The organism is Sphingomonas trueperi (assembly GCF_040545965.1).
In the GTDB taxonomy this organism is placed as follows: Bacteria; Pseudomonadota; Alphaproteobacteria; order Sphingomonadales; family Sphingomonadaceae; genus Sphingomonas; species Sphingomonas trueperi_C.
Genome location: NZ_JBEPMV010000004.1, coordinates 263,034 through 287,975, shown reverse-complemented (window position 1 = coordinate 287,975; position 24,942 = coordinate 263,034). Strand labels below are relative to the sequence as shown.

The following is a 24,942-nucleotide window of genomic DNA, read 5'->3' as shown; positions in this document are numbered from 1 at the left end:
GCGTGGGCGAAGACGGGCTGAAGGCGGTGTTCCTGGCGCAGCGGCCGATGCTGCTGCGCTTGCTTACCGCGCGCCTGGGCAATCGCGACGATGCCGAGGACGCGCTGCAAGACATGTGGCTGCGGATCGACCAACTGGCCGAGCAGCCGATTGCCCAACCCGCGGCATTCCTCTTCCGCGTCGCTGCCAACCTCGCCACCGATCGGCGCATCGCCGCCGGCCGCCGCGGCAGCCGCGATGCCAACTGGATGGAGACACAGCCGGCCGCGGAGGAAGTGCCCGACGCCGAACGTACGCTGGTCGCGCGCAGCGAATGGCATGCGGTGGAGGAGACGATCGCCGAGATGCCCGAGCGGATGGCAACCGCTCTTCGCCTGTTCCGGCTCGAGCAGCGTCCGCAGCGTGCGATCGCCGAGCAACTGGGTATTACGGTCAGCGGCGTCGAGAAACTGCTGCAGCGCGCCTACAAGAAAATTCAGGAGCGGCTTGATTCCGGTGGTGCGGGTTCGCCCGGCGTGCGTCGTCTCGATAGTGAAAGGGGTTCCGACCGTGCAGGTTGAGACGGAAGACGCAATCCAAACGGCGATTGCCTGGCAGCTGAAGCTGGCCGAGGCGGACGAGGCCGTGTGGGCGGCGTTCGTCGCCTGGCTGGAGGAAAGTCCGCTGCATGCGGAGGCCTATGATCGCGTCGCCGCGACAGACCGGCTGATCGCGGAGGCGCGCTTCCCCGAACCCGCCCCCATTGCGGAAAACGACAATCTGCCCGCGCCGCGCCGCTGGCTCTGGTGGACGGGCGGTGCCGCGGCGGCGGCGGCCGTCGCGCTTGCGATAGTGCCGACGATCCAGCCGCGCGCGCAAACCTATCAGGTCGCCACCCGCGACGGCGAGCGCCGGACGGTAGCACTCGGTGACGGCACGCAGATCGAGTTGAGCGGCGGCACCCAGTTGACGCTCGACCATGCCGATTCGCGTGTGGCAACGCTCGATCACGGCGAGGCGCTGTTCCATGTCCGCCACGATTCTCGGGCAGCATTCACGCTCACGGTTGGCGGCGTCGCGGTGCAGGATCTCGGCACTGTGTTCAACGTGACCCACCTCGACGGCCGGATGAGCGTCGCCGTGTCCGAAGGATCGGTGGCATTCCAGCCTGGCGGCGCGGCGGTGACCTTGCGCGCCGGCGATGCCGTGTCGGCGCGCGACGATGGTGGCGACGTGGCGCGCACCCGCGTCGCACCTGCCTTGGTGGGCGGCTGGCGCAGCGGACGTCTGAGCTTTGCCGGCCAACCCTTGCACGAGGTTGCAGGGTCGCTGAAACGGCTTTACGGCACCGATATCGCCCTGCGGGGCACGCTGTCGGAAAGGCCGTTCACCGGTGTCGTTCAATTTTCGGGCGTCGCCGATCGCGATGTGCCGCGCCTTGCCGAATTGATCGGGGCGACGTGGCGTCGTGACGGGGGGCAGTGGATATTGGCGGAGCAGGGGCCTAGCGCCCCTTAGTCTCGCGTTCGCCCTGGCGCTGCCTGCCACGCCGGCGCTTGCCCAGCGCGGACCGATCAGCCTGCCCGCCACAACGCTCGACGTCGCCATCGGCCAGCTGGCCCGCGAGACCGGCACCGATATCGTCAGCATCGATCCGGGCCTCCGCTCGATCCGGACGCCGGCGATCCGCGGCGCGCGCGGGCTGGAGGCGGCGCTTCACCACCTGCTGAAGAATACGGGCTATCGCGCGCGACGCCTTGCCGGAGGCGGCTATCGGATCGAACGGGGTGCGCTGCCACTAGCGCGAGCGGTGCCGCCTGCACGGCCGCCCGCCGCGCCGCTGCCACCGCCGCCGGCCCCGGACCCCGATATCGTCGTAACCGCCAGCAAGCAGCGGATCACGCTTCTGCGCTATCCGGGCAGCCTGACCCAGGTCGCCGATCCGTCGGCGCTGCCGGGCGTCGCCGCCGGCACGCTGAGCGATGCCGCGCATCAGGTGCCGATCCTGCAGAGCACGCAGCTGGGCGCGGGTCGCAACAAGGTGTTCATCCGCGGCATCGCCGACAGCAGCTTCAACGGCAGCACCCAGGCGCCGACCAGCGTCTATCTCGACGATGTCCAGCTCAACTATTCGGGTCCCGAGCCGGGGCTGCGGCTGTACGACATGGCCAGCGTCGAGGTGCTCGAAGGGCCACAGGGTACGCTGTACGGCTCCGGTGCGATCGGTGGGGTGATCCGGCTGACGTCAAACGCGGTGAACCTGCACGATGTCGCCACCGCCGCCACCGCTGGCGTCACCGCGACCGGCGGTGCGGAGCCGGGCTATGATCTCGCCGGCATGCTCAACCTGCCGCTGCTGGAGGAAAAGGCTGGGGTGCGGCTGGTGGCCTACCATATTCGTGACGGGGGCTATCTGCGCGATCAGGATCGCAAGGTTCGCGACGTCAACCGCGCCAATACCAGCGGCGCACGGGTGGCGCTCCGCGTCGCGCCAGGAGAAGGCTGGCAGGTGGAGGCGAGCGGGGCCGGGCAGTGGATCGACGCCGCCGACGGGCAATATGCCGAGCGGGTCGAGGGAGCGCTGGCGCGGCGCACGCTGCTCGCGCAGCCTTTCGACAACCGCCTGTTGTTCGGGCGGCTGGTGATAAGCAAGGATTGGGACAGCGGCCTTCGCTTCGTCTCGGCGAGCGGAATTGCAGGCTTTGACACGCGCGAGATCTTCGATGCGACCGCGCGGAGCGCGCGCGGTGCCGTGCTGAGCCCGCGGACGATCTATCGCGCCAATCACGACAAGCAGTTGCTCAGCCAGGAGGCGCGGCTGTCGCGCTCGCTGCCCAATGGCAATAGCTGGGTCGCCGGTTTCACGGTCGTCAGCGATAGCGACGTGCTTACCCGCAGCGTTGCCCAGGCGGGGCGCGACGTGAGCATCGTCGGCGTCACCAATGTCACCAATGCGGTGTCGGGGTTCGGCGAGGCGACATTCGCGCTCGCACCCAGCCTGTCGGTAACCGTGGGCGGACGCTATTCCAGCGCGCGCACCGATGGCGACCCCTCGGCGCAGGCGCGCCCCTCGAACTTTGTCAAAGGGCGGTTGACGCAGCGTTTCGATCCTACCGTGGCAGCGTCGCTGCGGCTGGCGTCGGACCTGGCGCTGTTCGCGCGGTTCCAGACCGGCTACCGCACCGGCGGTCTCGCCGTCGCGCCGGGCGTAGGGCGCGTGGCCGATTACAAGTCCGACGCGATCATGGTCGGGGAGGCGGGTATTCGCAAGCTGCGGCGGGGGGCGACCGGGCTCGCCGCGTCGGGCAGCGTCTCCGCTGCCCGTTGGGAGAATGTCCAGGCCGACCTGATCACGCGGCTTGGCCAGCCCTATACCGCCAATATCGGCAATGCGAAGATCGTCACGGTGGAAGGCAATCTCGACTGGGTGCCGGTACGCGGCCTGCGTGCGCAGGCTTCGTTCCTGTTCACCAACAACCATGTCGAAGGGCCGATCGCCGACCTATCCAAGCGGAACAACCGGCGCTTGCCGGAGACGCCGCCTTTCGCGGCGCATGCGGGACTGTCCTATGCGTGGGACGTATCGCCGGGGCAGCCGCGGGTCGGCCTATCGGCGGATTATACCGGCCGCTCGGTACTTGGCACGGGCGACTTTCTCGACCTGAGCCAGGGGCGCTACTGGACCGCCGATGCCTTTGCCGCACTGCGCATTCGCAGGGCGGAGCTGAGCGTCACCCTCAACAACCTCACCGATCGTCGCGCCAACCAGTTCGCGTTCGGTAATCCGTTCAGTCTCAGCCTGCGCGACCTGCTGACCCCGCTGCGGCCGCGCAACCTGCGGATCGGGATCACGACAGGCTGGTGACCTCCGCCTCGGGGGCGAGCGGGAAGCGCAGGGACACGCAAGTCCCTTCGCCGGGCCGGCTCTGCACCGTCAATCGGCCCTGATGCACCTCCATGATGCGGCGGACGATCGACAGGCCGAGCCCGGCGCCGTCGGAGCGCTGATGGTCCGCCCGCCAATAGCGTTCGGTGGCGTCCTGCGGGTCGGAAGCGGCGATGCCGGGCCCGTCGTCGCGGACCCGCAGCACGCCGTCGGGCGCGACCAGCACCTCGATTGCGGTACCGGGCGGCGTGTGGCGGCTCGCGTTGGTGATCAAGTTGGCGAGAGCGAGACCCGCCAGCACCGGGTTGCCGCGTACCGGTACGGGCGCGGGCGGCGCGTCGAGCGCGATCGTGTCGCCCGCCGCCAGGATCTGCGGCGCGTGCAGGCCGATCGTATCCTGCGCGAGGTCACGTGCGTCGAACGTCTCGAACTTGTCGTCGGCCGTCGCTTCCAGCGTGGCGAGGTCCTGCAATTGTGCGACGACATGGCCGAGCCGGTCGGCCGACTCCCGCAGCCGGGCGCGGAGCACCCTATCCTCCACGCCTTCGAGTTCCACCCGATGCACGGTGAGCGGCGTGCGCAGTTCATGGGCGACGTTGGCGACGAATTCGGATTGGTTGCGGAAACTCGCCTGCAGTCGCTCGAGCAGGTCGTTGGTGGCATGCGCGAGCGGCGCCACCTCCAGCGGCAATCCCGCTTCCTCGATGCGCACGTCGAGATTGTGCGGGCCGATCGCCGCCGCCTGGTGCGAGGCGTCGCGCACCGCGAAGAACAACCTCGCAATCAGCGCGCTGTTGATCAGCGGCAGCAGCAGCAGGATCGAGATCAGCACCGGGTCATAGCGCCGGATGAAGCCGTGGATGACGTCGTCGAGGATCGCGCCCGGGCCGGTTCGATCCTGGGTCACGATCACCCAGATGCGGGCAGCGCCCACGCGCACCGGCTGGCTGACGCCCACAAAGGCATCCGCGCGGAACGGCACCTGCTCGGCCGCCCGCGGCGCGTTCCGCCAGGGCACGAGATCGGCATAGGGGCTTTCGGCGATTGTTCGGCCGCCAGCATCGACGACGACGAAGGCGCGGCCGTCATAGGGCGAGGCGTAGAGGCGGACCATCGCCGGATCGAGCGGGACGACGGGGCCGTTCGCGCCGCCGCGTATGCCATGGGCGATCGCCCGCGCCTGTTCGGCGAGGATGCGCTGTTCGTAGCGGTGCGCCTCGGTGCGGAGGAACGAGGTGAGCAGCATCGGCAGCGCGACCGCGGCGATCGCGATCGCGCCCAGTTCGAGCAGCAGGATGCGGGCGATCAGCGAGCGCGGCCAGAACTTCATCGCGCCGGTCTATCGCAAGCCGGCGGCGGCGGCCATCACGCGGCGATGTCGCGCATCATGTAGCCGACGCCTCGGATCGTCTCGATGCGGAGCGTCGCGCCCGCGGCCTCCAGCTTACGGCGTAGCCGATAGGCCTGCACTTCGAGCGCATTGGAGCCCACGGGTTCGGTGAGGCCGTACAGCTGATCCTCGGCGAACTGCTTGCTGATCACCTGGCCGAAGCGGCGCAGCAGCAGCGCGGCGAACTGGCGCTCGCGGGCGGTGAGGATGACGGGGTTCTCACCCACCGTCAGGTCGCCCGAGACGGTGTCGAAGCGGACATTGCCGAAGCGTAGTTCCGCGCCCGCCAAGGCTCCCTGCCGGCGAAGGACCGCGTGGAGGCGCGCGGTCAGTTCGTCGACGTCGAAGGGCTTGGCGACATAGTCGTCTGCCCCCGCATTCAGCCCCGCGATTCGCGCATCCAACGCGCTGCGGGCGGATACCGCGATCACCGGAATCGGGTCGTTCTGCGCGCGCAGGCTGCGGATCAGCCCCAGCCCGTCGCCATCGGGCAATCCCAGGTCGAGCAGCAGCGCGGCATAGCGCGCGGCTGCCAGCATCTGGCGGCCATCGGCGAGATTGGCGGCAACGTCGCTTTGCACGCCGCGGCGTTTCAGCGCTTCGGTCAGCGCAGTCGCGAGCGGCTGGTCGTCCTCGATCATCAGCACCCGCACGATTTCATCTTCCCGTAAGCTTCCTGTCAGTCGGGTCCAATAATGGCGCGCTGCAGCATCGACCGCAACGGATGTGTGTCTGCTATATTGCACCCGAGAGGTGGACCTCGTGACTGGACATAATTTGGAAAGCAACACCTTGCCCGAAGCGCGCCGGATGACGAAGCGTTCGCAAGGGTTGCTGGTGGGGGCGATCGTGGTCGCGGTGGTCGCGATCCTCGTGCTGGCGATGGTCGTGAAGGCTGCGCTGACCCCCAAGCCCGTCCCCGACACACCGATACCTGCGGGTGCGTTCCGTCCGACGCAGCAGCAGCTGGCGCAGCTCCAGTTCGCCACGGTGCAGGGCGGCGCCAATGTCGAGCTGGTGCGCGCCAGCGGCTCGATCCAGGCCGACGGCGACCACAGCACGCCGATCGTGCTGCCTTTCTCGGGCCAAGTGCTCCAGGTGCTGGTCGAGCCCGGCCAGCGCGTGACGCGCGGCCAGCCGCTGCTCCGCATCGCCTCGCCCGAACTGATCGACGCGCGCAACACGCTGCTTAGCGCCAGCGCCCAGCGCGCGAGCGCGGCCGAGGCGCTGCGCATCGCCCAGGGCAATGTCACCCGGCAGAAGGCGATTTACGAGACCGCCGGCGGTGCGATGAAGGACTATCTCCAGGCGCAGGCTGATTTCGTCGCCGCCCAGTCCGCCGCGCGCCAGGCCGAGTCGGCTCAGCGCGCCGCGCAGGATCGGCTGGCGCTGTTCGGCAAGACCGAGGGTGTCGGCACCTCCGCCTATACGGTGTACCGCGCACCGGTTTCGGGCATCATCGCCGATCGCAACGTCGCGCCGGGCCAGTTCCTGAGCAGCGGCAATGCGACGCCGGTCATGACGATCACCGATCCCGCCCGCGTCTGGCTGGTCGCGCAGCTCGCCGAGAGCGAAGCCGCGAGCATCCGCGTCGGCGACCAGGTGGTGGTCACCACCCCGGCACTGCCCGGCCGCGAATTCACCGCGACGGTCGACAATGTCGCCGCAGGCCTCGATCCGACGACGCACCGCCTGCCGGTGCGCGCGACGATCGCCAATCCGGGCGGCGAGCTGAAACCGCAGATGTTCGCCTCCTTCACGATCCGCCGCCCAGTCGACAGCGGCAAGGGCGTGCTCGTGCCTGCCGTCGCCGTGATCCATGAGGGCGATACGACGCGCGTGTGGGTGAAGGCCAAGGACGGCCTGATCTATGGACGCCCGGTGCAGATCGGCGAGACCGATGGCGGACTTACCCGCGTGCTCAGCGGCCTGAACCCGGGCGACCGGATCGTCGCCAAGGGCGCGCTGTTCGTCAACGAGGCGGGTCTCGGCGAATGAACCGCTTGGTAGAAATGGCGCTGCGCCAGCGGATGCTGGTGCTCACCCTGCTGATCGGCATGATCGCGGCGGGCGTGATCGGCTTCATGAACCTCAATATCGAGGCTTATCCCGATCCGGTGCCGCCGATGGTGGAACTGGTGACGCAGAGCGACGGCATCTCCGCCGAGGAGATGGAGCGCAACGTCACCACCCCTATCGAAGTGGCGATCGCGGGGCTCCCGCACCTGACCGCGGTGCGCTCGATCTCGCTGTTCGGCCTGTCCGACGTGAAGATCCAGTTCAGCTATGACGTGACCCACGAACAGGCACAGCAGATGGTGCTGGGCCGCCTGTCGCAGCTGGGCAACCTGCCCAACAACGCCCAGCCGCTGATCTCCCCCACCAGCCCGATCGGCGAGATCTACCGCTATCGCCTCACCGGCCCCAGCGGCTATTCGGTGATGGACCTCAAGACCATCCAGGATTGGGTGCTCCAGCGCCGCTTCAAGCGCATCCCCGGCGTGATCGACGTGACCGGCTGGGGCGGCAAGCTGCGCTCCTACGAAGTCCAGCTCGATCGCGACAAGCTGACCGCGCACGGCATCACCGTGCCGCAGGTGCTGGCAGCGATCGGCAAGAGCGATTCGAACGTCGGCGGCCAGACGGTCAATTTCGGCGAACAGGCGGCGATCGTCCGCGGCGTCGGCCTTATCCAGTCGGTCGACGCGATCAACAACGTGCTGGTCGGCAGCGCCGGCACCACGCCGGTGCTGCTGCGCGACGTCGGCCAGGTGAAGATCGGCAACCTGCCGCGTCTCGGCGTGGCGGGCGAAGGCCAGGACGACGACATCGTCATGGGCATCGTGCTGATGCAGCGCGGCGCCCAGTCGCTGCCGACGATCAACCGCGTGAAAGCCGAGATCGAGGAGATCAACACCAGCGGCGTGCTGCCGCCGGGGGTCAAGATCGAGCGCATCTATGATCGTTCGGACCTGATCGGCGTCACCACCAAGACGGTGATGCACAATCTGCTCGAAGGCGTGCTGCTGATCTTCATCCTGCAGTGGCTGTTTCTGGGCGACCTGCGCAGCGCGCTGATCGTCGCGATCACCATTCCCTTTGCGCTCTCGGTGGCGGTGCTGATCCTGGTGATCCAGGGCGAATCGGCCAATTTGCTATCGCTTGGCGCGCTCGATTTCGGCCTCGTCGTCGACGCGGCGGTGATCATGGTGGAGGCGATCTACCGAAGGCTGGCGGACCGATCGACTGCGATCTCCGAAGGGCGGATCCATGCGAGCCCCGCCAACCGCTTCTCGGCGATCCTGCACGCCTCCAGCGACGTCAGCCGCGGCATCTTCTTCGCCGCCGCGATCATCATCGCCAGCTTCCTGCCGCTGTTCACGCTGACCGGGGTTGAAGGCCATATCTTCGGCCCGATGGCCAAGACCTATGCCTACGCCATCGCCGGCGGCCTGCTGGCGGCATTCACTGTCTCGCCGGTGCTCTCCGCGCTGCTGCTGCCGGACAAGCTGAAGGAAGTGGATACCTGGGTGGTGCGGCAGATCCGCCGCGTGCTGGAGCCTGCCATCTCCTTCGCCATCGCCAACCGCGTGCTGACCTTCGCGCTGGCGGGGCTGCTGGTGCTCGGCTCCTTCGCGACCATCCGCGTGCTCGGCGTCGAGTTCCTGCCGCATCTGGAAGAGGGCAATCTCTATATCCGCGCCAGCCTGCCGGCGTCGATCTCGCTCGAGGCGGGCGAGGATGCGGTGAACGGCATCCGTAAGATCATCGCCAGCTATCCCGAGGTCGACCGCGTCGTCTCGACCCATGGCCGGCCCGATGACGGCACCGATCCCACCGGCTTCTTCAACGCGGAATTCTACACGCCGCTCAAGCCCTTCGACAGCTGGCCGAGCGGGGTGACCAAGGAGAAGCTCACCGCCGAGCTGCAGGCCAGGCTGCAGGCGAAATATCCGGGCGTCGAGTTCGAATTCTCGCAGTACATCCAGGACAATGTCGAAGAGGCGTCGTCGGGGGTGAAGAGCTCCAACTCGCTCAAAATCTATGGCAGCGACCTCGAGACGCTCGAATCGATCGCCAACCAGATTAAGGCGCAGATGGCGCAGGTGAAGGGCGTCGCCGATCTCGGCATCTCGGATTCGCTCGGCCAGCCGACGGTGCGGATCGACGTCGATCGCGCCGCCGCCGCCCGCTACGGGCTGACGCCGGACGACATCAATTCCACCGTCGCGGCGGCGGTGGGCGGCCAGTCGAGCGGCGACCTGTACGAGAAGTCGACCGACCGACACTTCCCGATCGTGGTGCGGCTCGATGCCGCCCAGCGCGACGATATCGAATCGATCCGCCGCATCCAGATCGGTGCCCCCTCGCCGACGGGCAACGGCATCATCCAGGTGCCGCTGTCCGAAGTGGCGACCGTTAAGCTCACCTCGGGTGCGTCGTTCATCTATCGCGAACATCAGGAACGCTATGTCCCGATCAAGTTCAGCGTGCGCGGACGCGATCTGGGCAGCACGATCGGCGAGGCGCAAGCGCGGATCGCCAAGCATGTGCAGCTGCCGCCGGGCTATCATCTCGAATGGGCGGGCGAGCTCGGCAACCTGACCAACGCCGTCAACCGGCTGGAGATCGTCGTGCCGATCAGCCTGGTGCTGATCCTGGTGCTGCTCTTCGCCAATTTCGGCTCGATCCGCGACACGCTGCTGGCGTTCAGCGTCATCCCGATGGCGATGGTCGGCGGCGTGCTCGCGCTGGCGCTGACGGGCACCGCGTTCAGCATCTCCGCCGCGATCGGCTTCGTTGCGCTGTTCGGCATCGCGGTGATGGACGGCATCCTTGTGGTCAGCACGTTCAACCAGAACGTCAACGAGGACATGGATCACACGGCCGCGATGGCGGCCACGGTGAAGCATTCGCTGCGCCCAGTGATCATGACCTGCCTCGCCGCCGCGATCGGCCTGCTGCCCGCAGCGATGTCCACGGGGATCGGCAGCCAGGTGCAGAAGCCGCTGGCGCTGGTGGTGGTGGGCGGCATGACGCTCGCGCCGCTGCTGATCCTGCTGGTGCTGCCGCCGCTGATCCTGAAGTTCTCGCGCCACCAGGGCGCGCATGGCCACACCGTTCGTCGCCACCATGTCGACGGCACCCCGATGGAGCAGGCATGATGCGCAGGCATTCGCTGATCCCGCTCGTCCTGCTCGCCGGCTGCACGGTGGGCCCGCACGACCTGACCAACCCCGTGCCGACGCCGCCTGCTCAGGCGCCCGGCACGATCGCGCCGACGAGCGGCGCGGCGCAGCAGCTGGTTGCCGGCGCGGCGGTGGTGCCGAACTGGTGGCAGGGCTTCGGCAGCGCCCGGCTCAACGCGCTGGTCGCGCAGGCACTGGCGCACAACAATGACCTTGCCGCGGCCGAGGCCAATCTGCGCCAGGCGCAGGAGCTGACCAAGGCCGCGTCCGGCAGCACCGGGCCGCAGGTGGATGCGAGCTACCAGGCGCAGCGCACGCGAATCTCCAAGGTGCTGTCCGGCCCGCTCGCCGACCAGAACGACTATCTCTACACGCTGCACACCGCGCAGCTGAGCGTCGCCTATACGCTCGACCTGTTCGGCACCGGCCGCAACAAGGTGCGCTCGGCACGCGCAGCGGCCGAAGTCGCCGCGCACCGGCTGCACGCGGCGCAGGCCACCGCGGTCGCCAATCTGGTGCTGGCGGTGATCCAGCACGCCGCGCTACAGGCGCAGATCGAGGCGACGCAATCGGCGATCCGCGACAATCGTGATCTGGTCGACCTGCTCGAGAAGCGCCGCAAGCTCGGCGATATCGGCGAGGCCGATGTCGGCGCGCAGCAGACCGCGCTTGCCACGATCGAGGCGACGCTGCCGCCGCTGCTCCGTCAGGCGCAGCACCAGGCGGGGCTGATCGCAACGCTGACCGGCCAGGCGCCGGGCACCGCGGGCGACTTGCCGACGCTCGCCGAGCTGCAGCTGCCCGCCAGCCTGCCGCTCGCGCTGCCGGCAGACATCGTCGCGGCGCGTCCCGACGTGCGCGCGGCCGAGGCGCAGGTGCGCGGTGCCGCGGCGGATGTCGGCTCGGCGATCGCGGCGCGACTGCCGTCGATCACGCTCAGCGGCAATGCGGGTGGGTCGGCGACCAAGTTCCTCGACATGTTCCAGGACGGCAATCCGTTCTTCTCGATCGTCGGCGGCTTCACCCAGCCGATCTTCCACGCCGGCCAGCTCAAGCACCAGCAGCGTGCCGCCGAAGCGGCGCTGGAGGAGGCCAAGGCACAATATCGCGCGACGGCGCTGCAGGCGTTCCTCGACGTCGACGACGCGATCGCCGGGCTGCGCACCGACGCGGAGGCGCTGGATGCGGCCGCACGCGCCGATGCGGCGGCAAGCCGGACGCTGGCGATGACGCGGCGGCAGGTGGAACTGGGTGCGCTTGGCACGCTGCAACTGCTCAACGCCTCGTCGGCCGCCTCGCAGGCGTCGGTCCAGCTGGTCCAGGCCAAGAGCGCGCGTCTAGCCGATAGCGTGGCGCTGTACCTGGCCTCGGGCAGCACGCCGGCTGGCTTGCAGACAGCGGCCGGACGCTAAGGCTTCACCTCACAGCCATCATTCCGGCGAAAGCCGGAATCCATTCGGGTCACCATATCGCCTTCTGCTGATCGCGAGAGGCGGATGGATCCCGGCTTTCGCCGGGATGACGCTTGGAGGGGCTCCGCTCTACTTCCCCGTCGCCGCGACATTGGCCGCGTTGACGTTCCATCCCCGCACCGCGAGGTGCGGCGCCGCGGTGATGCTCGCCGGATAGCGCACGCTCAACACGCGGTGCTGGCCTGGCAGCAGCGAGACGTAATTGTCGCTGTAGAAGGCCGGCAGGATGCGCTTGCCCTCGGCATCGACCAAAGTGAGCTTGGCGTTGAGCACCGGCACGTTGCTCTTGTTCGCGACGGTGACCGCGATCACCTTGTCCTCGCCCTCCGCCTTGGGTGTGCTGGCCTGCACCTCCAGCGGCACCGAGGCCAGGCTTTCCAGCGCGCGATAGGCGGTGTCGTCGCGGCCGCGCCAGTAGAAGTTGCGCGAGAGCTGGGTGCCCTTGGCGTCGGTAAGCGTCAGCTCGACGAGCAGCATCGGGCTCGCCGCGTAGAGCCGATCGAGGGGTACCGCGTCGAGCGTGGTGACGCGGTTCGCCTTGGCATCCACCTTGTCGGTGCGCGCGAACAGCTGGACATTGTCGAGGCTGACCACCCGCGTCTTGGCGGTGAGCCCGCGCTGGTCGTCTCGGGTGGTGTTGAGCACCACCAGCTGGTTGTCCGGCAGGTTGAGCTGGATGTGCACCGGCTCCGCCGCGCTCTTCGCGCCGTAATAGGAGGCCTGGGTGTCGTAATCCCAGCTGTAGATCTGCCAGGTGTTGGACGGCCAGGCGGGGTGAGTCATCCACAGCAGCCGGCCGCTGTTCTTGGTCCAGAGATGGCCCAGGAACCCCTCGAACATCGCCTTGTGGGTTTCGAGGTTCATCATCTGCGCCTTGCGCTCGAAATCCTCGAAGCTCAGCGGCTGGCCGAACATCCCGGTGAGCGCAGCCATGAAGGTCTTGGTGTCGCCGTTACCGCCGAAATGCCAGTCGTGATAGGCCAGCGTGTCCGACAGCGGCCAGCGATCCTTGGTGGGCATCGTCGCGGCAACGGACTCCAGCGTCGACAGCGACGGCGTGCCGGTCTCCACCGAGAAGCCGGTGGCGAGATCGGTGAAATAGCCCTCCGGCTTGCGGTAGTTGTACGGCCCCGAGCCCTGCAGATTCACTTCGTTCGAGCTGCCGGTGTACCAGCGCGTGCCGTCCAGCTCGCGGATCAGCTTGTCCAACCCCTCGTTGAGCGTGGGATAGGGCACGCCTTCGTTGCGGCCGAACCAGACGACGATCGAGGGATGGTTGCGATAGCGCGCCACCACGTCGCGGGCATTCGCCAGGAACAGCGCCGCATCGTCCGGCTCTACCTGGAAATTCTGGGTCGATTGCCAGAAATCGTTGAGCACCATCATGCCGTTCTCGTCGGCGAGCTGGTAGAATTCCTCTTCGTCGTTGTTGCCCATCCAGTTGCGGATGATGTTCATGTGCGCCTCGCGCTGGAGGCGGAAATATGGGGCGAGCCGCTCCGGGCTGACCTGCTTCATCGCATCGTCCATGCCCCAGTTGCCGCCGCGCGCGGCGATCTTCACGCCGTTGACGCGGAGCGCGAGATGCGGCTCGGGCAGCGTCTCGTCGGGGATGGCGGTGACCGCCTTGGAGGTTTCCCCCGCCAGCGTAAGCGATTCGGCCCAGCCGGTCGGGCTGCGCTTGAGCGCTTCGTGGCGAACATCGATCAGCTGCTGGCCGGCGAGGCCGCCATCGGTGGTCTGGACGTTCACCCGGCGCAACTGGCCGAGATGGTCGAACAGCGAGAGGTCGTAACTCACTTCGCGGATGCCGAAGCGGAGCGCCTTGGTATCGCTCGGCTGGCCGCCGGCGGCGAGGTCGATCTTGAGGTCGTGCAGCGCCGGATCGCCATAGCCGTTCGGCCACCAGAGCTTGGGGTTGCGCACGGTGAGCTGGCGGAATTCGGCGGGCGTGAAGCGGACCTCGCCCCGGCCCGGTTGCGCGGTGACGGTCTTTTCCACCGTCACGTCGTCGAACGCCGCGCGGATCGTCACCGGCTGGGCGGCGCTGCCACGATTTTCGAACGGCACGGTGATGTAGACATCGGCGCTGTCGGTACGCGGCAGCGGCAGGTCGGTCACGACATGCGGATCGCCGATCTTGACGTCGCCGGTCGCGACCAGCTCGACCGGACGCCAGATGCCGGTGTTGCGATCGCGGATGCCGGGGATCCAGTCCCAGCCCTCGGTCGCGACGAAGGTCGGGCCGTCGATGGCGAGCTGGCCGCCATTCTCGCCGACGCCGGCCTTGATCGACTGTTCGTGCGGAATGCCGGGATGCGGCGGCGGGGAAACGCGCACCGCCACGACATTTTCGCCGGCGGCGGGCGTGATCTCGAATTGGCCGCGGATGAACGCGCCGCGCGTTTCCCCCTGGCGTTGGCCGTTGACCCACACTTCCGAGGCATAGTTGATGCCGCCGAACACGAGCGTCAGCCGCTTGCCCGCGGCTTCCGCCGGCACGGTGAAGCTGGTGCGGTACCAATAGTCCTGCCGGGCGAGGCTCTCAGGGATCTTGAGGTTGTTCAGCCCGTAATAGGGATCGGGATAGACGCCGCGATCGACCAGCGTGGTCAGCACCGTGCCGGGAACGGTCGCGGCATACCAGGTGCCTTCGGGCTTGCCGGGCTTCGACAGCGCTGCGCCGTCGGCGGGTACCCCGGGAGCGGCGGCGAGCTGCCAGCCGTTGATCTGCCAGCGCAGCGGCCCGGCAGGAGCGAGGCTCGGCAGCGCCGGCACCGGCTTCGCCACCGGGGGCGTATAGGCGGTGTCGCTCTGCGGCAGGGTCCAGGGATCCTGCTGGCGCGTCATGCCGATATTGGCGGTCTTCTGCAGGTTCCACCCCACGCCGACCTGCCACATCTGGACGAGATCGAAAGCGGGCGGGGCGGCGGCCTCGCCCTGCACCTCGGTCGCACCCAGCGCGACGCCGCGCAGCTGTGCCTGGACCAGCGCGCCGCCGAAATGCGGCTGGCCCGCGAGGACCGGCGCCAGCGCGATCCGCGAGGCGACCGCCGAGCCGTTGAGCGCGCCTTCGCCGACCTGCTTGCCGTCGAGGTAGAGCCGCACCCGGCCACCCTCGATGACCGCCGCGACATATGCCCAGCGCCCCGCGGCGAGCTTGGGCGTGCTGTTCACCGCCGTGCCGCTGCCGAAGAAATGCAGCGCGCCGTTGCGCAGCCCCAGGCAGCGGCAGTCACCCGCCGGATCGCCGAACGCGATCAGCGTCACCACGCCCTGCGGCACGACATCGGGCTTCACCCAGGCCGAGAGCGTCACCGGCGCGCCTGAGCGGAGCAGCGCATCGGCACCGCTCAGCGGCCGATCGATACCGATGCCGCCGGCGAGGAAGCTGGCATTATACGGTCCGGCATTGTCCGGCTCGGCCGCCTGGACCACGGAGATGGCGAGCAGCGCGGCGCCGGCCAGCATTGTACGGGTGAAACTGCGCATTGGTTGTCTTCCCCCAAAATAGCGCCGGGCACGCCAGATTGGCGGCGCAGAAGCCTTGATCGCCGGAACGGTCCGCGCTGCTTTTTTATTCACCAAATTTTGCAATTCAACCGGCGAGAACGGTTCCACGCTTGCGCCCTGGCCGCAAATCGACTGTTATCGCAATCAAGATGAGTAGCGGCCGCCCTCCAATCCGCCTTTCCGGAACCAATTTGGAACGCGCCGCGGACCATAACCAGCGCGTCACGCTCCATGCCATTCGTGCCAATGGATCGCTGACCCGGGTGGACCTCGCGCGGATCACCGGCCTCACCGCCGCGGCGATCGCCAACATCACCAAGCGGCTGCTGGCCGACGGGCTGATCCAGGAGGCCGGGCGGCGCTTCGGCGGGCGCGGCCAGCCGCCGACCAACCTGATCATCAATCCCCAGGCCTGCTATTCGCTGGGCCTCAACATCGATCGCGACCATGTCACGCTGGTGTTGGTCGATTTCCTCGGCGAGACGGTCGCCCGCGCTTCCCGCGAGATCAACTTCGCGCTGCCCGAGCAGGTCGCCGAATTCTACCGTGCTGAGGTGGAAGTGCTGATCGCCTCGGCGGGCGTCGACCCCGCGCGGATCGTCGGCCTGGGGGTGGCGACCCCCGACGATCTTGGCCTGATCGAGCTGCCGGGTAAGCCCGATGCCTATCGCCGTTGGGAGCAGACCGATCTCGCGGAACTGCTCGCTTGGCCGCTCGACGTGCCCGTCTTCGTCGAGAACGACGCCGCCGCCGCCGCGATGGGCGAGCTCCAGCTGGGGCTTGGGCTCCAGCATTCGAGCTTCTTCTACATACTGATCTCTTCGGCGCTGGGCGGCGGCCTGGTGATCGACAGCAACTATTTCCGCGGCGCCACCGGCCGCAGCGGCGAACTGGGCTTCCTCACGCACCGTGACCCGGACGGGGTGGTGCGGCAGATCCAGGCGCATGTCTCGCTTTCGGGCCTGGCCGCGCCGCTCGAGGCAGCAGGCTACTCGGTGCAGGACATGCTGACCTGCGACGGCGGGGACGCAACGCTCGAAGCGGTGGTCGATGCCTGGATCGAAGAGGCCGCGCGGCTGCTGGTCGGGCCGCTGCTGGCGGTCAATTGCCTGATCAATCCGGAGACGGTGCTGATCGGCGGGCGCCTGCCGCGTCGCCATGTCGATCGACTGGCCGAACGCGCCAATGCACTGCTGGCCGAGCAGGGGGGCGATGCGCCCGCGCTGGCGCCGATCGCCCGCGCGCAGCTCTCCGCCGACGCGCCCGCGGTCGGCGCAGCGATCCTGCCGTTCAGCTATTTCCTGCTGCCCAAGAGCAGCGCCTTGTGGAAAGACACCGCTGACGGCGCAGCCGCCACGGCTTGACCTTTCATTAAATCAACCGAATAACTTTAATCTTGTGCCCGGCGCTGCGGCGGGGCAGAGGAAAGGCCGCGCGTCTGGCGCGGTGGTTTAGGAACAGACCGGCGTGCTGCCGGCCCGTCGGGGAGGAATGTCGGTGGCGATCGATCGCATGGGAAACCAGCCAGCGCGGGGCGTCCGCCGCTGATGTCGACCGCAACCCTTCCCGTTGCCGGCATCGAGCTCGGCGGCACCAAGTGCATCCTCACCCTTGCCTATGGCCCCGACCGGATCCTCGCGCAGGAAACCGTGCCGACCGAGGCGCCCGAAAAGACGCTCGCCGCGCTGGAAACGGTGCTCGGCGGTTGGTGGGGAACCCATGGCTTTGCCGCGCTCGGCATCGCCAGCTTCGGGCCGGTGTGCCTCGATCCCGCCAACGCGCAGTTCGGCCACATTCTCACCACCTCCAAGCCCGGCTGGAGCGGCACCGATGTCGCGCGCCGGCTGGCCGCACCCTTCGCAGTGCCGATGGCGTTCGACACCGACGTCAACGGCGCGGCGCTGGCCGAGATGCGTTGGGGCGCGGGGCAGGGGCTCAGTGACTTCGCTTATGTCACCGTCGGCACCGGCGTCGGCGTGGGGCTGGTCATCAACGGCAAGCCGACCCGCGGCATCGGACATTGCGAGATGGGCCATATCCGCGTGCCGCGCCTGCCCACCGACACCGCGCCGAGCGGCTGTCCCTTCCATGACGACTGCATCGAGGGCCTCGCCTCGGGCACCGGCATCCGCGCCGCGCTGGGGGACCAGCCGGTCGACAGCGTCGGCGCGGACCATCCGGTATGGGACCGCGTCGCCTCGGCGATCGCGCTGCTCTGCCACACCATGGTCGCGACCGCCGGGCCGCAGCGGATCGCGATCGGCGGCGGAGTGATGCAGCGCCAGCCGCACCTGCTCGCCCGGATCGACCCGCTGCTGCGCGAGAGCATCGCCGGCTATCTGACGGTGCCGCCGGCGCCGTACATCGTCTCCCCCGCGCTGGGTGACCAGGCCGGGCCGATGGGGCCGATCGCGATGGCATTGCAGGCGCAGGGCAACTAGTCGCGCGCAAAGTTCGCCCGGCGCATGGACTTGTGCGCCGGTCCTGCGGTATCGCCTCTCCCCAACAACCCAGGGGAGAGAGATCCATGCCCGCAGGCCTGAAGCTGCTATTGGCCACCACCATCCTCGCCGCCGCGCCCGCAATCGCGCAGCAGGCGCCGACAGCGTTGTCCGGGGCCGCGCATCCGGAGAAATGGCCGGCGGCCAAGAGCCAGGGCCTGATCGATCCTGCCACCGAAAACTTCGTCACCGATCTGCTGGCGAAGATGACGCTGGAGGAGAAGGTCGGCCAGATGATCCAAGCCGACATCGGCAGCATCAAGCCCGAGGATCTGGCGATCTATCCGCTCGGTTCGATCCTCGCGGGCGGCAGCTCGCCGCCGCTCGGCGCACCCGACCGCTCGCCCCGCGGACCGTGGCTGGCAACGGCGCAGGCGTTCCAGAAGGCCGCGCTCGCCCGCAAGGGCAATCATGTCGCGATCCCGATCATGTTCGGCATCGACGCGGTACATGGCAACAACAATGTCGTCGGCGCGACGCTCTTCCCGCACAATGTCGGCCTGGGCGCGATGCGCGACCCGGCGTTGATGGAGAAGATCGGCCGCGCCACCGCCGAGGAAACCAGCTCGGTCGGTATCGACTGGGCGTTCGGGCCGACGCTCGCTGTGCCGCAGGACGAGCGCTGGGGGCGCGCGTACGAGGGCTATTCGGAGGAACCCGACGTCGTCCGCAGCTATGCCGGCGCGATGATCCGCGGGCTGCAGGGCGCGCCGGGCACCAAGGACCGGCTCCAGAAGGGCTATGTCGCGGCTTCGGCCAAGCATTTCCTCGGCGACGGCGGCACCTTTGGGGGGCAAGACCAGGGCGATACCCGCGTCTCCGAAGACGAGCTGATCCGCATCCACAATGCCGGCTATCCGGGCGCGATCGATGCCGGCACGATGACCGTGATGGCTTCGTTCAGCAGCTGGAACGGCGTGAAGATGCACGGCAACAAGTCGCTGCTCACCGATGTGCTGAAGGGCAAGATGGGCTTTGACGGTTTCGTCGTCGGCGACTGGAACGGCCATGCCCAGGTGCCGGGCTGCACCCCCACCGATTGCGCGGCAACGTTCAACGCCGGGCTCGACATGGCGATGGCACCGGACAGCTGGAAGGGGCTGTACGAATCAACCATCGCGCATGTGAAGGACGGCACGATCCCGATGGCGCGCGTCGACGACGCCGTGCGCCGCATCCTGCGCGTGAAGGTGCAGATGGGCCTGTTCAATGCCGCGCGGCCGTATGAGAGTAAGGCCGAGCTGGTCGGTGCCCCCGAGCATCGCGCGATCGCCCGCGAGGCGGTGGCCAAGTCGCTGGTGCTCCTGAAGAACAGCGGCGTGCTGCCGGTGAAGGCGAGCGCGAATGTGCTGGTCGCGGGGCCGGGTGCCGATTCGATGGCGCAGCAGTCGGGCGGCTGGACGCTCAGCTGGCAGGGCGACGGCAATCCCAACGCGATGTTCCCCAACGGCGAGACGATCTTCGCGGGCATCCAGGCGGCGGTGAAGGCCGGCGGGGGTACCGCGACGCTTTCGGCCGACGGCAGCTTCACGACCAAGCCCGACGTCGCGATCGTCGTGTTCGGCGAGGAGCCCTATGCCGAGATGCGCGGCGACGTCCGCACGCTGGAATTCCAGCCGGGCGACAAACAGGCGCTGGCGCTGCTCAAGAAGCTCAAGGCGGCGGGCGTGCCGGTCGTCTCGGTGTTTCTCTCCGGCCGTCCGCTCTGGGTGAACCCCGAGCTCAACGCCTCGGATGCCTTCGTCGCTGCCTGGCTGCCGGGCAGCGAAGGTGCGGGCGTGGCGGACGTGCTGATCGGCGACAAGGCCGGCAAGCCGCGCCGCGACTTCACCGGCAAACTCTCGTTCAGCTGGCCCAAGACCGCCGGCCAGTTCACGCTCAACCGCGGCGAGCCGGGTTACGACCCGCTCTTCGCCTTCGGCTATGGCCTCAGTTACGCCAAGCCGGGCAATGTCGGTGCGCTGAGCGAAGTCTCGGGCGTGGATGCGTCGCTGGCCAACACCAGCACCTTCTTCGCCAAGGGCGTCACCCCGGCACCCTTCTCCTTCGCCACCGACAGCAAGATCACCCGCAAGACCGTCGACGGCCCGGCGACGCAGGAAGGTGCGCAGCAGCTCACCTGGCCCGCCGGCCCGGCAACGCTGCGCATCGGCGGCAGCGACCTCGATCTCAGCCGCGAGACCAATGGCGACCTGTCGCTGCGGCTCGTCTACCGCGTCGATGCCGGCCCGACCGGTCCGGTGCGGCTGTCGATGGAAGGCGGCAAGAATACGGGAACGATCGATGCGACCAGCCTGTTCACCGGCAAGAGTGGCTGGCAGACGGTTAACGTGCTGCTGAAATGCTATCAGAAGAACGGAGTCGACGTGACCAAGGTGAACGCACCGATCGTGCTGCAGGCGAACGGGCCCTTCACGCTCTCGCTGGCCGAGGCGAAGATCGTGTCCGATCCCAACAACTCGGTCTGCCCGGGCCAATGAGCGCGATCGAGGTCGTTACGATTGCGCGCGGGGCGTTCCGCGCGCAGTTCCTCACCCTGGGCGCGACGCTCCACCGGCTGGAGGTGCCCGATCGGCAGGGTCGGTCGGAGAATGTCGTGCTCGGCTATGCCGACCTCGAGGATTATCGCCGCCAGCCGCCGCGCTATTACGGCGCGGTGGCGGGGCGCTATGCCAACCGCATCGCCGGCGGGCGCTTCACGCTGGATGGCGAGACCTTCCAGCTGACCACCAACGAGAATGGCAACAGCCTCCATTCGGGCCCGGACGGGTTCGACCGGCAGATGTGGACGATCGAAGCGCGTAGCGAGAGCGCCGTCACCTTCCGTCTCGACACGCCACATGGCTGGAACGGCTTTCCTGGCGATTTGGTCGCTCGTGTCGAATATGCGCTGGAGGAGGACGGGCTAGCGGTGCGCTTCACCGCCACTCCCGACCGTGCGATGATCGTCAACCTGACGCAGCATGCCTATTTCAATCTCGCGGGCGAGGGCAGCGGAACGACGGTGCTCGACCATCTGCTGCAGATCCCGGCAAGCGCGATCACCCCGGTGAATGATGCGCTCATTCCAACGGGTGTGTTTGCGCCGGTGGACGGGGGTGCATTCGACTTTCGTGCGCCGAAGCCGATCGGGCGCGACATCGATGCGGCGGACGCGCAGCTCGCGCTGGGGCAGGGCTACGATCATAATTTCGTGCTCGATGGTCCCGCAGGCTTCGAGCGCCGGATCGCGACACTGTTCGATCCGGGCTCGGGCCGGGTGCTGGAGGTGCATTCCACCGAGCCGGGCATGCAATTCTACTCGGGCAATTATCTCGCGGACGGAGCGCCGGGCACCGGCGGTGGTGTCTATCCGAAACGCGGCGGGTTGTGCCTGGAGCCGCAGAAGTTTCCCGACAGCCCGAACCAGCCGGAGTTTCCTTCGGCCCGGGTGGAAGCGGGGGAGACGTATCGGCACAGCATGGCGTTCCGGTTCCGCACGGCTGAGGATGTGGAAGCGGCGTTCGGCAATTGAGCTAACTTAGCCCCTCCTCCTTGGAGGAGGGGTTGGGGTGGAGGGATTCCAGAACGCCTGTTGGTCTCTGTGAGACACTGCCCCACCCCAACCCCGCATCAGGTGAACAGCGCCCCGCGCTGTTCAGGCGCTGCCGGGGGCAGCGCCGACCTGATGCGCCTAAAGGGGAGGGGCTTTGGTAGTGCGGTTGCCCGCTCCGCCCGTCCCCGATACAGCCCCCGAATGGCAAAAGCGGATCGCCTCGAACGGCTCGACACTCGGCGCATCGAACTCGAGGCGGAGTATCGCGCTGCGCTGATCGAAGCGCTGGAGCGCACCGCGGCGGGCAAATGGGGGCTGTTCGACCACCAGAAGGACCGGCACGCCCGTGCCGCGGTCCGTCCGACGCTCGATCACCTCGCCGAACTGGGCGAGGAGATCGATGCCGCGCGCGATCGGCTCGGCCTGCCGCCCTTGGCGCTCCAGCAGGAATTCCTCGCTGCGCGCGGCCCGGTGGGGCCCTCGGCGGTCGGTGAACCCAAGCAGGCACAGGCCTGGCTGGCGCGTCTTGCGGCGGAGGAACCCGCGGCGGACTGACGCCTGCCGCGTTATTCGGTCTCTTCGAGCGCAGCCTCGGCGGCGGCGCGCGCCTCCTCTTCCTTCTTCTTCTTGCCCTGGTCGTAGTGCCACTTGATGGCGAAGAACATGCCCGTGCCGAACACGACGAGCTTGAACGTGCCCAGCAGAATCGGAACCCAAATCATCGCAACCACCTGATCTGCGCCGTGCGGCCGTCCGCCGCGACGTTGTCGCGGCGACGCTCTCGCACATATCAACCACAAACAAAACCCATACGATATGCTGTATGAATCCGTACAATCGCGGATCTAAGGTGGCGGCGTGCCTGCCGCAAGTGCCAGAGGTCAGTCCGCGTCGCCGCCGTCGCCGCCGCCCGCGCGCTGCGAATAGGTGATGCGGATCCGCACCCAGCTGCCGACCAGAAGCCGGCTGTTCACCCGCGGCGCCTTCACCCGGAACTGGAACGCCGCCTGGCGGACTGCGCCAGCATAGCCCGAGCCACGCGGGAACTCGCCGAGCTCTTGGCAATCGGTCACCTGGTAGCGCTCGATCGTGCGACAGGCGACTTCGCCCCAGCCTTCGCGGCCCAGCGCCCGCTGCGGGAGGTAGGGGGAGAGCTGCGCATTGGTGGGGTGGCGATACCAGTCGGCGGCATAGAGCGTCTCGCCATGCGGCCCCGTGCCGGCGCGGGGGGTATCGTCGGCGCCGCTGCCGCCGCCGGCATCGGCGGTCTGGGTGTTGCCCTGATCGCCGGACTGCGCGGCCGGCGCCTTGGAAATATCGGTCGCCGCATAGTCGCGGCGGCTCATCACGATGAAACTCGGCGGGCCGCTGGATACGGGCGGCACCACGGGGGGCGGGGGCAGCGCCGCAGTGGGCGTCTGCTGCTGGGCTTCCGCCTTGTCACCGGCGCGCTTGCGGGCCTTTTCGGGGGCCTTTGCTGCGTCCTTCTCGGCCGGCGCCTTGTCGCCTTCCGATGCCTCGATCCCGAACACGACGGTCTTGGGCTTTTCCTTCGGTTCAATATGAGGCGCCATCCACAGCAGCAGCAGCGCGATCAGTAGTTCGATCGCCAGCGCCAGCAGAATCGCAACAGTCCGTCCGCGCAGCGAAGCGCGCAGCCGGCGCACGGGCGAGGCGGACGTGGTGGACAGCATGGCGCGCAGGACACTCAGGAAGGGGCGAATCCGGGGAATCCGGGCTGGCCGAAGCGGTCGCTATACACCTTGGCCGTGGCGGCGGGAGTGGGGCGAAAGCATGTCGGCATTCCGCATTCCCGCCGCCTTTGTAACGGCCCTTGCAACAATCAGTCGCGCAGCAGTTCGTTGATGCCGGTCTTACTGCGGGTCTGCGCGTCGACGGTCTTGACGATCACCGCGCAGTATAGACCGGGCTTGCCGTCTTCGGAGGGGAGGGTGCCAGGCACTACCACAGCGTAGGGCGGCACCTCGCCGCGATAGACCTGGCCGGTCGCGCGATCGATGATCTTGGTCGAGGCGCCGAGATAGACGCCCATCGACAGCACCGCGCCCTCGCCGACGCGTACGCCCTCGGCCACTTCTGAACGCGCACCGATGAACGCGCCGTCGCCGATGATGACGGGATCGGCCTGCAGCGGCTCGAGCACGCCGCCGATGCCGACGCCGCCGGAGAGATGCACATTCTTGCCGATCTGCGCGCAGCTGCCCACCGTCGTCCAGGTATCGACCATGGTGCCTTCGCCGACATAGGCGCCGATATTGACGAAGCTCGGCATCAGCACCGCGCCCTTGGCGATATGCGCGCCGTGGCGGACGATGCTGCCCGGCACCGCGCGGAAGCCGGCGTCGCGGAACGCGGCCTCGCCCCAGCCGGTGAACTTCGAGGGCACCTTGTCGAACCAGGCGGTGCCCTCGGGGCCGGGGACAACGACATTGTCGTTGAGGCGGAAGCTGAGCAGCACCGCCTTCTTCAGCCACTGGTTGACCTGCCAGCCGCCGTCCACCGGCTCGGCCACGCGCGCCGCGCCGCGGTCGAGCAGGTTCAGCGCTTCGGCAACGGCTTCGCGCACCGCGCCTTCGGTGGCGAAGTTCAGATTGGCGCGGTCTTCCCAGGCGGCGTCGATCGTCGCGGCGAGATCGGTCATGTCAGCTCTCCAAGATGCTGTGGAGCCAGGCTCCGAGATCGGTGATGGTGTAGTCGATGAAGCTGCGGTCGGCGTCCGGCGCCTGTTCCGAGCCATTGTCGATCCAGACGGTGGTCATGCCGATCGCCTTGGCCGGCCCCAGGTTGCGGGCCATGTCCTCTACGAACAGCGACGCGTGGGGATCGAGGCCGTACGCATCGCACAGCCCCTGATACGCCGCGGGTTCGGGCTTGGGGCGGTAGCTGGTGGCGTGGATGTCGTGGATCGCCTCGAAGGTCTCGCCCAGGCCGAGCCGGTCGAGCACCTTCTGCGCATAGGGCGCATCGCCGTTGGTGAAGATCAGCTTGCGGCCGGGCAGGCGGGCGAGCGCCTCGACCAGCGCCTCGTTCGCCTCCAGCACGCTCATGTCGACATCGTGGACGTAATCCAGATAGTCGTGCGGATCGGTGCCGTGTTCCTGGATCAGGCCGTACAGCGTCGCGCCGTGCGCGTGGAAATAGGCCTTCTGCACCTTGTGCGCCTCTTCCGCCGAGCAATGGAGCAGGCGCTGGACATACTCCCCGATCCGCGCGTCGATCATCGCGAACAGATTGGCGCTCGCGGGATAGAGCGTGTTGTCCAGATCGAAGATCCAGTTGCGGACGTGCGAGAGCGAGGCGAGCATCGCCGGGGCGTGTAGGAGGTGCCCTCTGCCGCCGCAAGCGCCGAGCGCGGCTTCGGGACTTCCCCCGCACCCGGGTAAACGCAAAAAAAACCACTCCGCGCGTAGTTGGGGACCCTCCTGATACGAGGGTTTTCGGTATGCGAGTGGCGTT

At 67.9% G+C, this 24,942-nt stretch carries 18 protein-coding genes; 11 read left to right on the top strand and 7 right to left on the bottom strand.

What is annotated here, in order from left to right:
- The first annotated feature begins 2 nt into the window (after positions 1–2).
- Genes ABIC35_RS12885 through ABIC35_RS12875 form a run of 3 tightly spaced genes read left to right on the top strand, consistent with a single transcriptional unit; the run spans position 3 to position 3,844 of the window.
- Positions 3–560, top strand: a complete 558-nt coding sequence (locus ABIC35_RS12885; RefSeq protein WP_121072380.1) for an RNA polymerase sigma factor — start codon at positions 3–5, stop codon at positions 558–560.
- Positions 550–1,497, top strand: coding sequence for a FecR family protein (locus tag ABIC35_RS12880; RefSeq protein ID WP_121072378.1), 948 nt, complete (start codon positions 550–552; stop codon positions 1,495–1,497). The genes ABIC35_RS12885 and ABIC35_RS12880 overlap by 11 nt, the downstream gene beginning before the upstream one ends.
- Positions 1,448–3,844: a TonB-dependent receptor domain-containing protein gene (locus tag ABIC35_RS12875; protein WP_354278473.1), complete on the top strand. Its 2,397-nt coding sequence runs from the start codon at positions 1,448–1,450 to the stop codon at positions 3,842–3,844. The genes ABIC35_RS12880 and ABIC35_RS12875 overlap by 50 nt, the downstream gene beginning before the upstream one ends.
- Here ABIC35_RS12875 and ABIC35_RS12870 read toward each other — a convergent pair.
- Together ABIC35_RS12870 and ABIC35_RS12865 are read right to left on the bottom strand one after the other, a co-directional pair.
- Entirely contained in the window at positions 3,828–5,195 is a 1,368-nt protein-coding gene (locus tag ABIC35_RS12870; protein ID WP_121072376.1) for an ATP-binding protein, read from the bottom strand. The two genes, ABIC35_RS12875 and ABIC35_RS12870, sit on opposite strands and share 17 nt — an antisense overlap.
- Positions 5,196–5,230: 35 nt before the next feature.
- Positions 5,231–5,908 carry a response regulator transcription factor gene (locus ABIC35_RS12865; protein WP_121072374.1) on the bottom strand — a complete coding sequence of 226 codons (678 nt, stop codon included), beginning with the start codon at positions 5,906–5,908 and terminating at the stop codon, positions 5,231–5,233.
- 157 nt (positions 5,909–6,065) lie between these two features.
- Between ABIC35_RS12865 and ABIC35_RS12860 the strand changes: the two genes are divergently transcribed.
- Genes ABIC35_RS12860 through ABIC35_RS12850 form a run of 3 tightly spaced genes read left to right on the top strand, consistent with a single transcriptional unit; the run spans position 6,066 to position 11,856 of the window.
- Positions 6,066–7,253: an efflux RND transporter periplasmic adaptor subunit gene (locus ABIC35_RS12860; RefSeq protein WP_121078972.1), complete on the top strand. Its 1,188-nt coding sequence runs from the start codon at positions 6,066–6,068 to the stop codon at positions 7,251–7,253.
- The gene (locus tag ABIC35_RS12855; RefSeq protein WP_121072372.1) at positions 7,250–10,420 is read left to right on the top strand and encodes an efflux RND transporter permease subunit; all 3,171 of its coding nucleotides are present in this window, start codon (positions 7,250–7,252) and stop codon (positions 10,418–10,420) included. Before ABIC35_RS12860 ends, ABIC35_RS12855 begins: the two co-directional genes overlap by 4 nt.
- Positions 10,420–11,856 (top strand): efflux transporter outer membrane subunit, encoded by a 1,437-nt coding sequence (locus ABIC35_RS12850; RefSeq protein WP_121078970.1) that lies wholly within the window; start codon positions 10,420–10,422, stop codon positions 11,854–11,856. Before ABIC35_RS12855 ends, ABIC35_RS12850 begins: the two co-directional genes overlap by 1 nt.
- 129 nt (positions 11,857–11,985) lie before the next feature.
- Here the strand turns inward: ABIC35_RS12850 and ABIC35_RS12845 are convergent, their stop codons facing one another.
- The gene (locus tag ABIC35_RS12845) at positions 11,986–15,408 is read right to left on the bottom strand and encodes a glycosyl hydrolase 2 galactose-binding domain-containing protein (RefSeq protein ID WP_354278472.1); all 3,423 of its coding nucleotides are present in this window, start codon (positions 15,406–15,408) and stop codon (positions 11,986–11,988) included.
- A gap of 212 nt (positions 15,409–15,620) precedes the next feature.
- On the opposite strand from ABIC35_RS12845, the gene ABIC35_RS12840 reads away from it, so the two are divergent.
- From ABIC35_RS12840 to ABIC35_RS12820, 5 genes are all read left to right on the top strand, one after another.
- Positions 15,621–16,793, top strand: coding sequence for an ROK family transcriptional regulator (locus tag ABIC35_RS12840; RefSeq protein ID WP_354278471.1), 1,173 nt, complete (start codon positions 15,621–15,623; stop codon positions 16,791–16,793).
- Between the two features lie 183 nt (positions 16,794–16,976).
- The gene (locus tag ABIC35_RS12835; RefSeq protein ID WP_121072366.1) at positions 16,977–17,870 is read left to right on the top strand and encodes an ROK family protein; all 894 of its coding nucleotides are present in this window, start codon (positions 16,977–16,979) and stop codon (positions 17,868–17,870) included.
- Between the two features lie 86 nt (positions 17,871–17,956).
- The gene (locus ABIC35_RS12830) at positions 17,957–20,410 is read left to right on the top strand and encodes a glycoside hydrolase family 3 protein (RefSeq protein ID WP_121072364.1); all 2,454 of its coding nucleotides are present in this window, start codon (positions 17,957–17,959) and stop codon (positions 20,408–20,410) included.
- Positions 20,407–21,444 (top strand): aldose epimerase family protein, encoded by a 1,038-nt coding sequence (locus ABIC35_RS12825; RefSeq protein WP_121072362.1) that lies wholly within the window; start codon positions 20,407–20,409, stop codon positions 21,442–21,444. Before ABIC35_RS12830 ends, ABIC35_RS12825 begins: the two co-directional genes overlap by 4 nt.
- A 222-nt stretch (positions 21,445–21,666) precedes the next feature.
- Positions 21,667–22,020, top strand: a complete 354-nt coding sequence (locus ABIC35_RS12820; protein WP_121072360.1) for a hypothetical protein — start codon at positions 21,667–21,669, stop codon at positions 22,018–22,020.
- Positions 22,021–22,031: 11 nt separating this feature from the next.
- On the opposite strand, the gene ABIC35_RS12815 is transcribed toward ABIC35_RS12820, so the two are convergent.
- The 4 genes from ABIC35_RS12815 to ABIC35_RS12800 all read right to left on the bottom strand — a co-directional run bounded on the left by ABIC35_RS12815 (position 22,032) and on the right by ABIC35_RS12800 (position 24,791).
- Entirely contained in the window at positions 22,032–22,187 is a 156-nt protein-coding gene (locus ABIC35_RS12815) for a hypothetical protein (protein ID WP_183049263.1), read from the bottom strand.
- A 159-nt stretch (positions 22,188–22,346) separates the two neighbouring features.
- Positions 22,347–23,159, bottom strand: a complete 813-nt coding sequence (locus ABIC35_RS12810) for a hypothetical protein (protein ID WP_121072358.1) — start codon at positions 23,157–23,159, stop codon at positions 22,347–22,349.
- A 149-nt stretch (positions 23,160–23,308) separates the two neighbouring features.
- A complete protein-coding gene (gene dapD / locus ABIC35_RS12805; RefSeq protein ID WP_121072356.1) occupies positions 23,309–24,127 on the bottom strand; it encodes a 2,3,4,5-tetrahydropyridine-2,6-dicarboxylate N-succinyltransferase in 819 nt (272 codons plus the stop codon).
- A gap of 1 nt (position 24,128) precedes the next feature.
- Positions 24,129–24,791, bottom strand: a complete 663-nt coding sequence (locus ABIC35_RS12800; RefSeq protein ID WP_121072354.1) for a pyrimidine 5'-nucleotidase — start codon at positions 24,789–24,791, stop codon at positions 24,129–24,131.
- Positions 24,792–24,942: the final 151 nt, after the last annotated feature.

Coding starts and splice junctions, on each gene's coding strand:
- ABIC35_RS12870 (WP_121072376.1), bottom strand. CDS start 5,195: ATGAAGTTCTGGCCGCGCTCGCTGATCGCCCGCATCCTGCTGCTCGAA.
- ABIC35_RS12860 (WP_121078972.1), top strand. CDS start 6,066: ATGACGAAGCGTTCGCAAGGGTTGCTGGTGGGGGCGATCGTGGTCGCG.
- ABIC35_RS12855 (WP_121072372.1), top strand. CDS start 7,250: ATGAACCGCTTGGTAGAAATGGCGCTGCGCCAGCGGATGCTGGTGCTC.
- ABIC35_RS12850 (WP_121078970.1), top strand. CDS start 10,420: ATGCGCAGGCATTCGCTGATCCCGCTCGTCCTGCTCGCCGGCTGCACG.
- ABIC35_RS12845 (WP_354278472.1), bottom strand. CDS start 15,408: ATGCGCAGTTTCACCCGTACAATGCTGGCCGGCGCCGCGCTGCTCGCC.
- ABIC35_RS12835 (WP_121072366.1), top strand. CDS start 16,977: ATGTCGACCGCAACCCTTCCCGTTGCCGGCATCGAGCTCGGCGGCACC.
- ABIC35_RS12830 (WP_121072364.1), top strand. CDS start 17,957: ATGCCCGCAGGCCTGAAGCTGCTATTGGCCACCACCATCCTCGCCGCC.
- ABIC35_RS12825 (WP_121072362.1), top strand. CDS start 20,407: ATGAGCGCGATCGAGGTCGTTACGATTGCGCGCGGGGCGTTCCGCGCG.
- ABIC35_RS12820 (WP_121072360.1), top strand. CDS start 21,667: ATGGCAAAAGCGGATCGCCTCGAACGGCTCGACACTCGGCGCATCGAA.
- ABIC35_RS12815 (WP_183049263.1), bottom strand. CDS start 22,187: ATGATTTGGGTTCCGATTCTGCTGGGCACGTTCAAGCTCGTCGTGTTC.
- ABIC35_RS12810 (WP_121072358.1), bottom strand. CDS start 23,159: ATGCTGTCCACCACGTCCGCCTCGCCCGTGCGCCGGCTGCGCGCTTCG.
- dapD (WP_121072356.1), bottom strand. CDS start 24,127: ATGACCGATCTCGCCGCGACGATCGACGCCGCCTGGGAAGACCGCGCC.
- ABIC35_RS12800 (WP_121072354.1), bottom strand. CDS start 24,791: ATGCTCGCCTCGCTCTCGCACGTCCGCAACTGGATCTTCGATCTGGAC.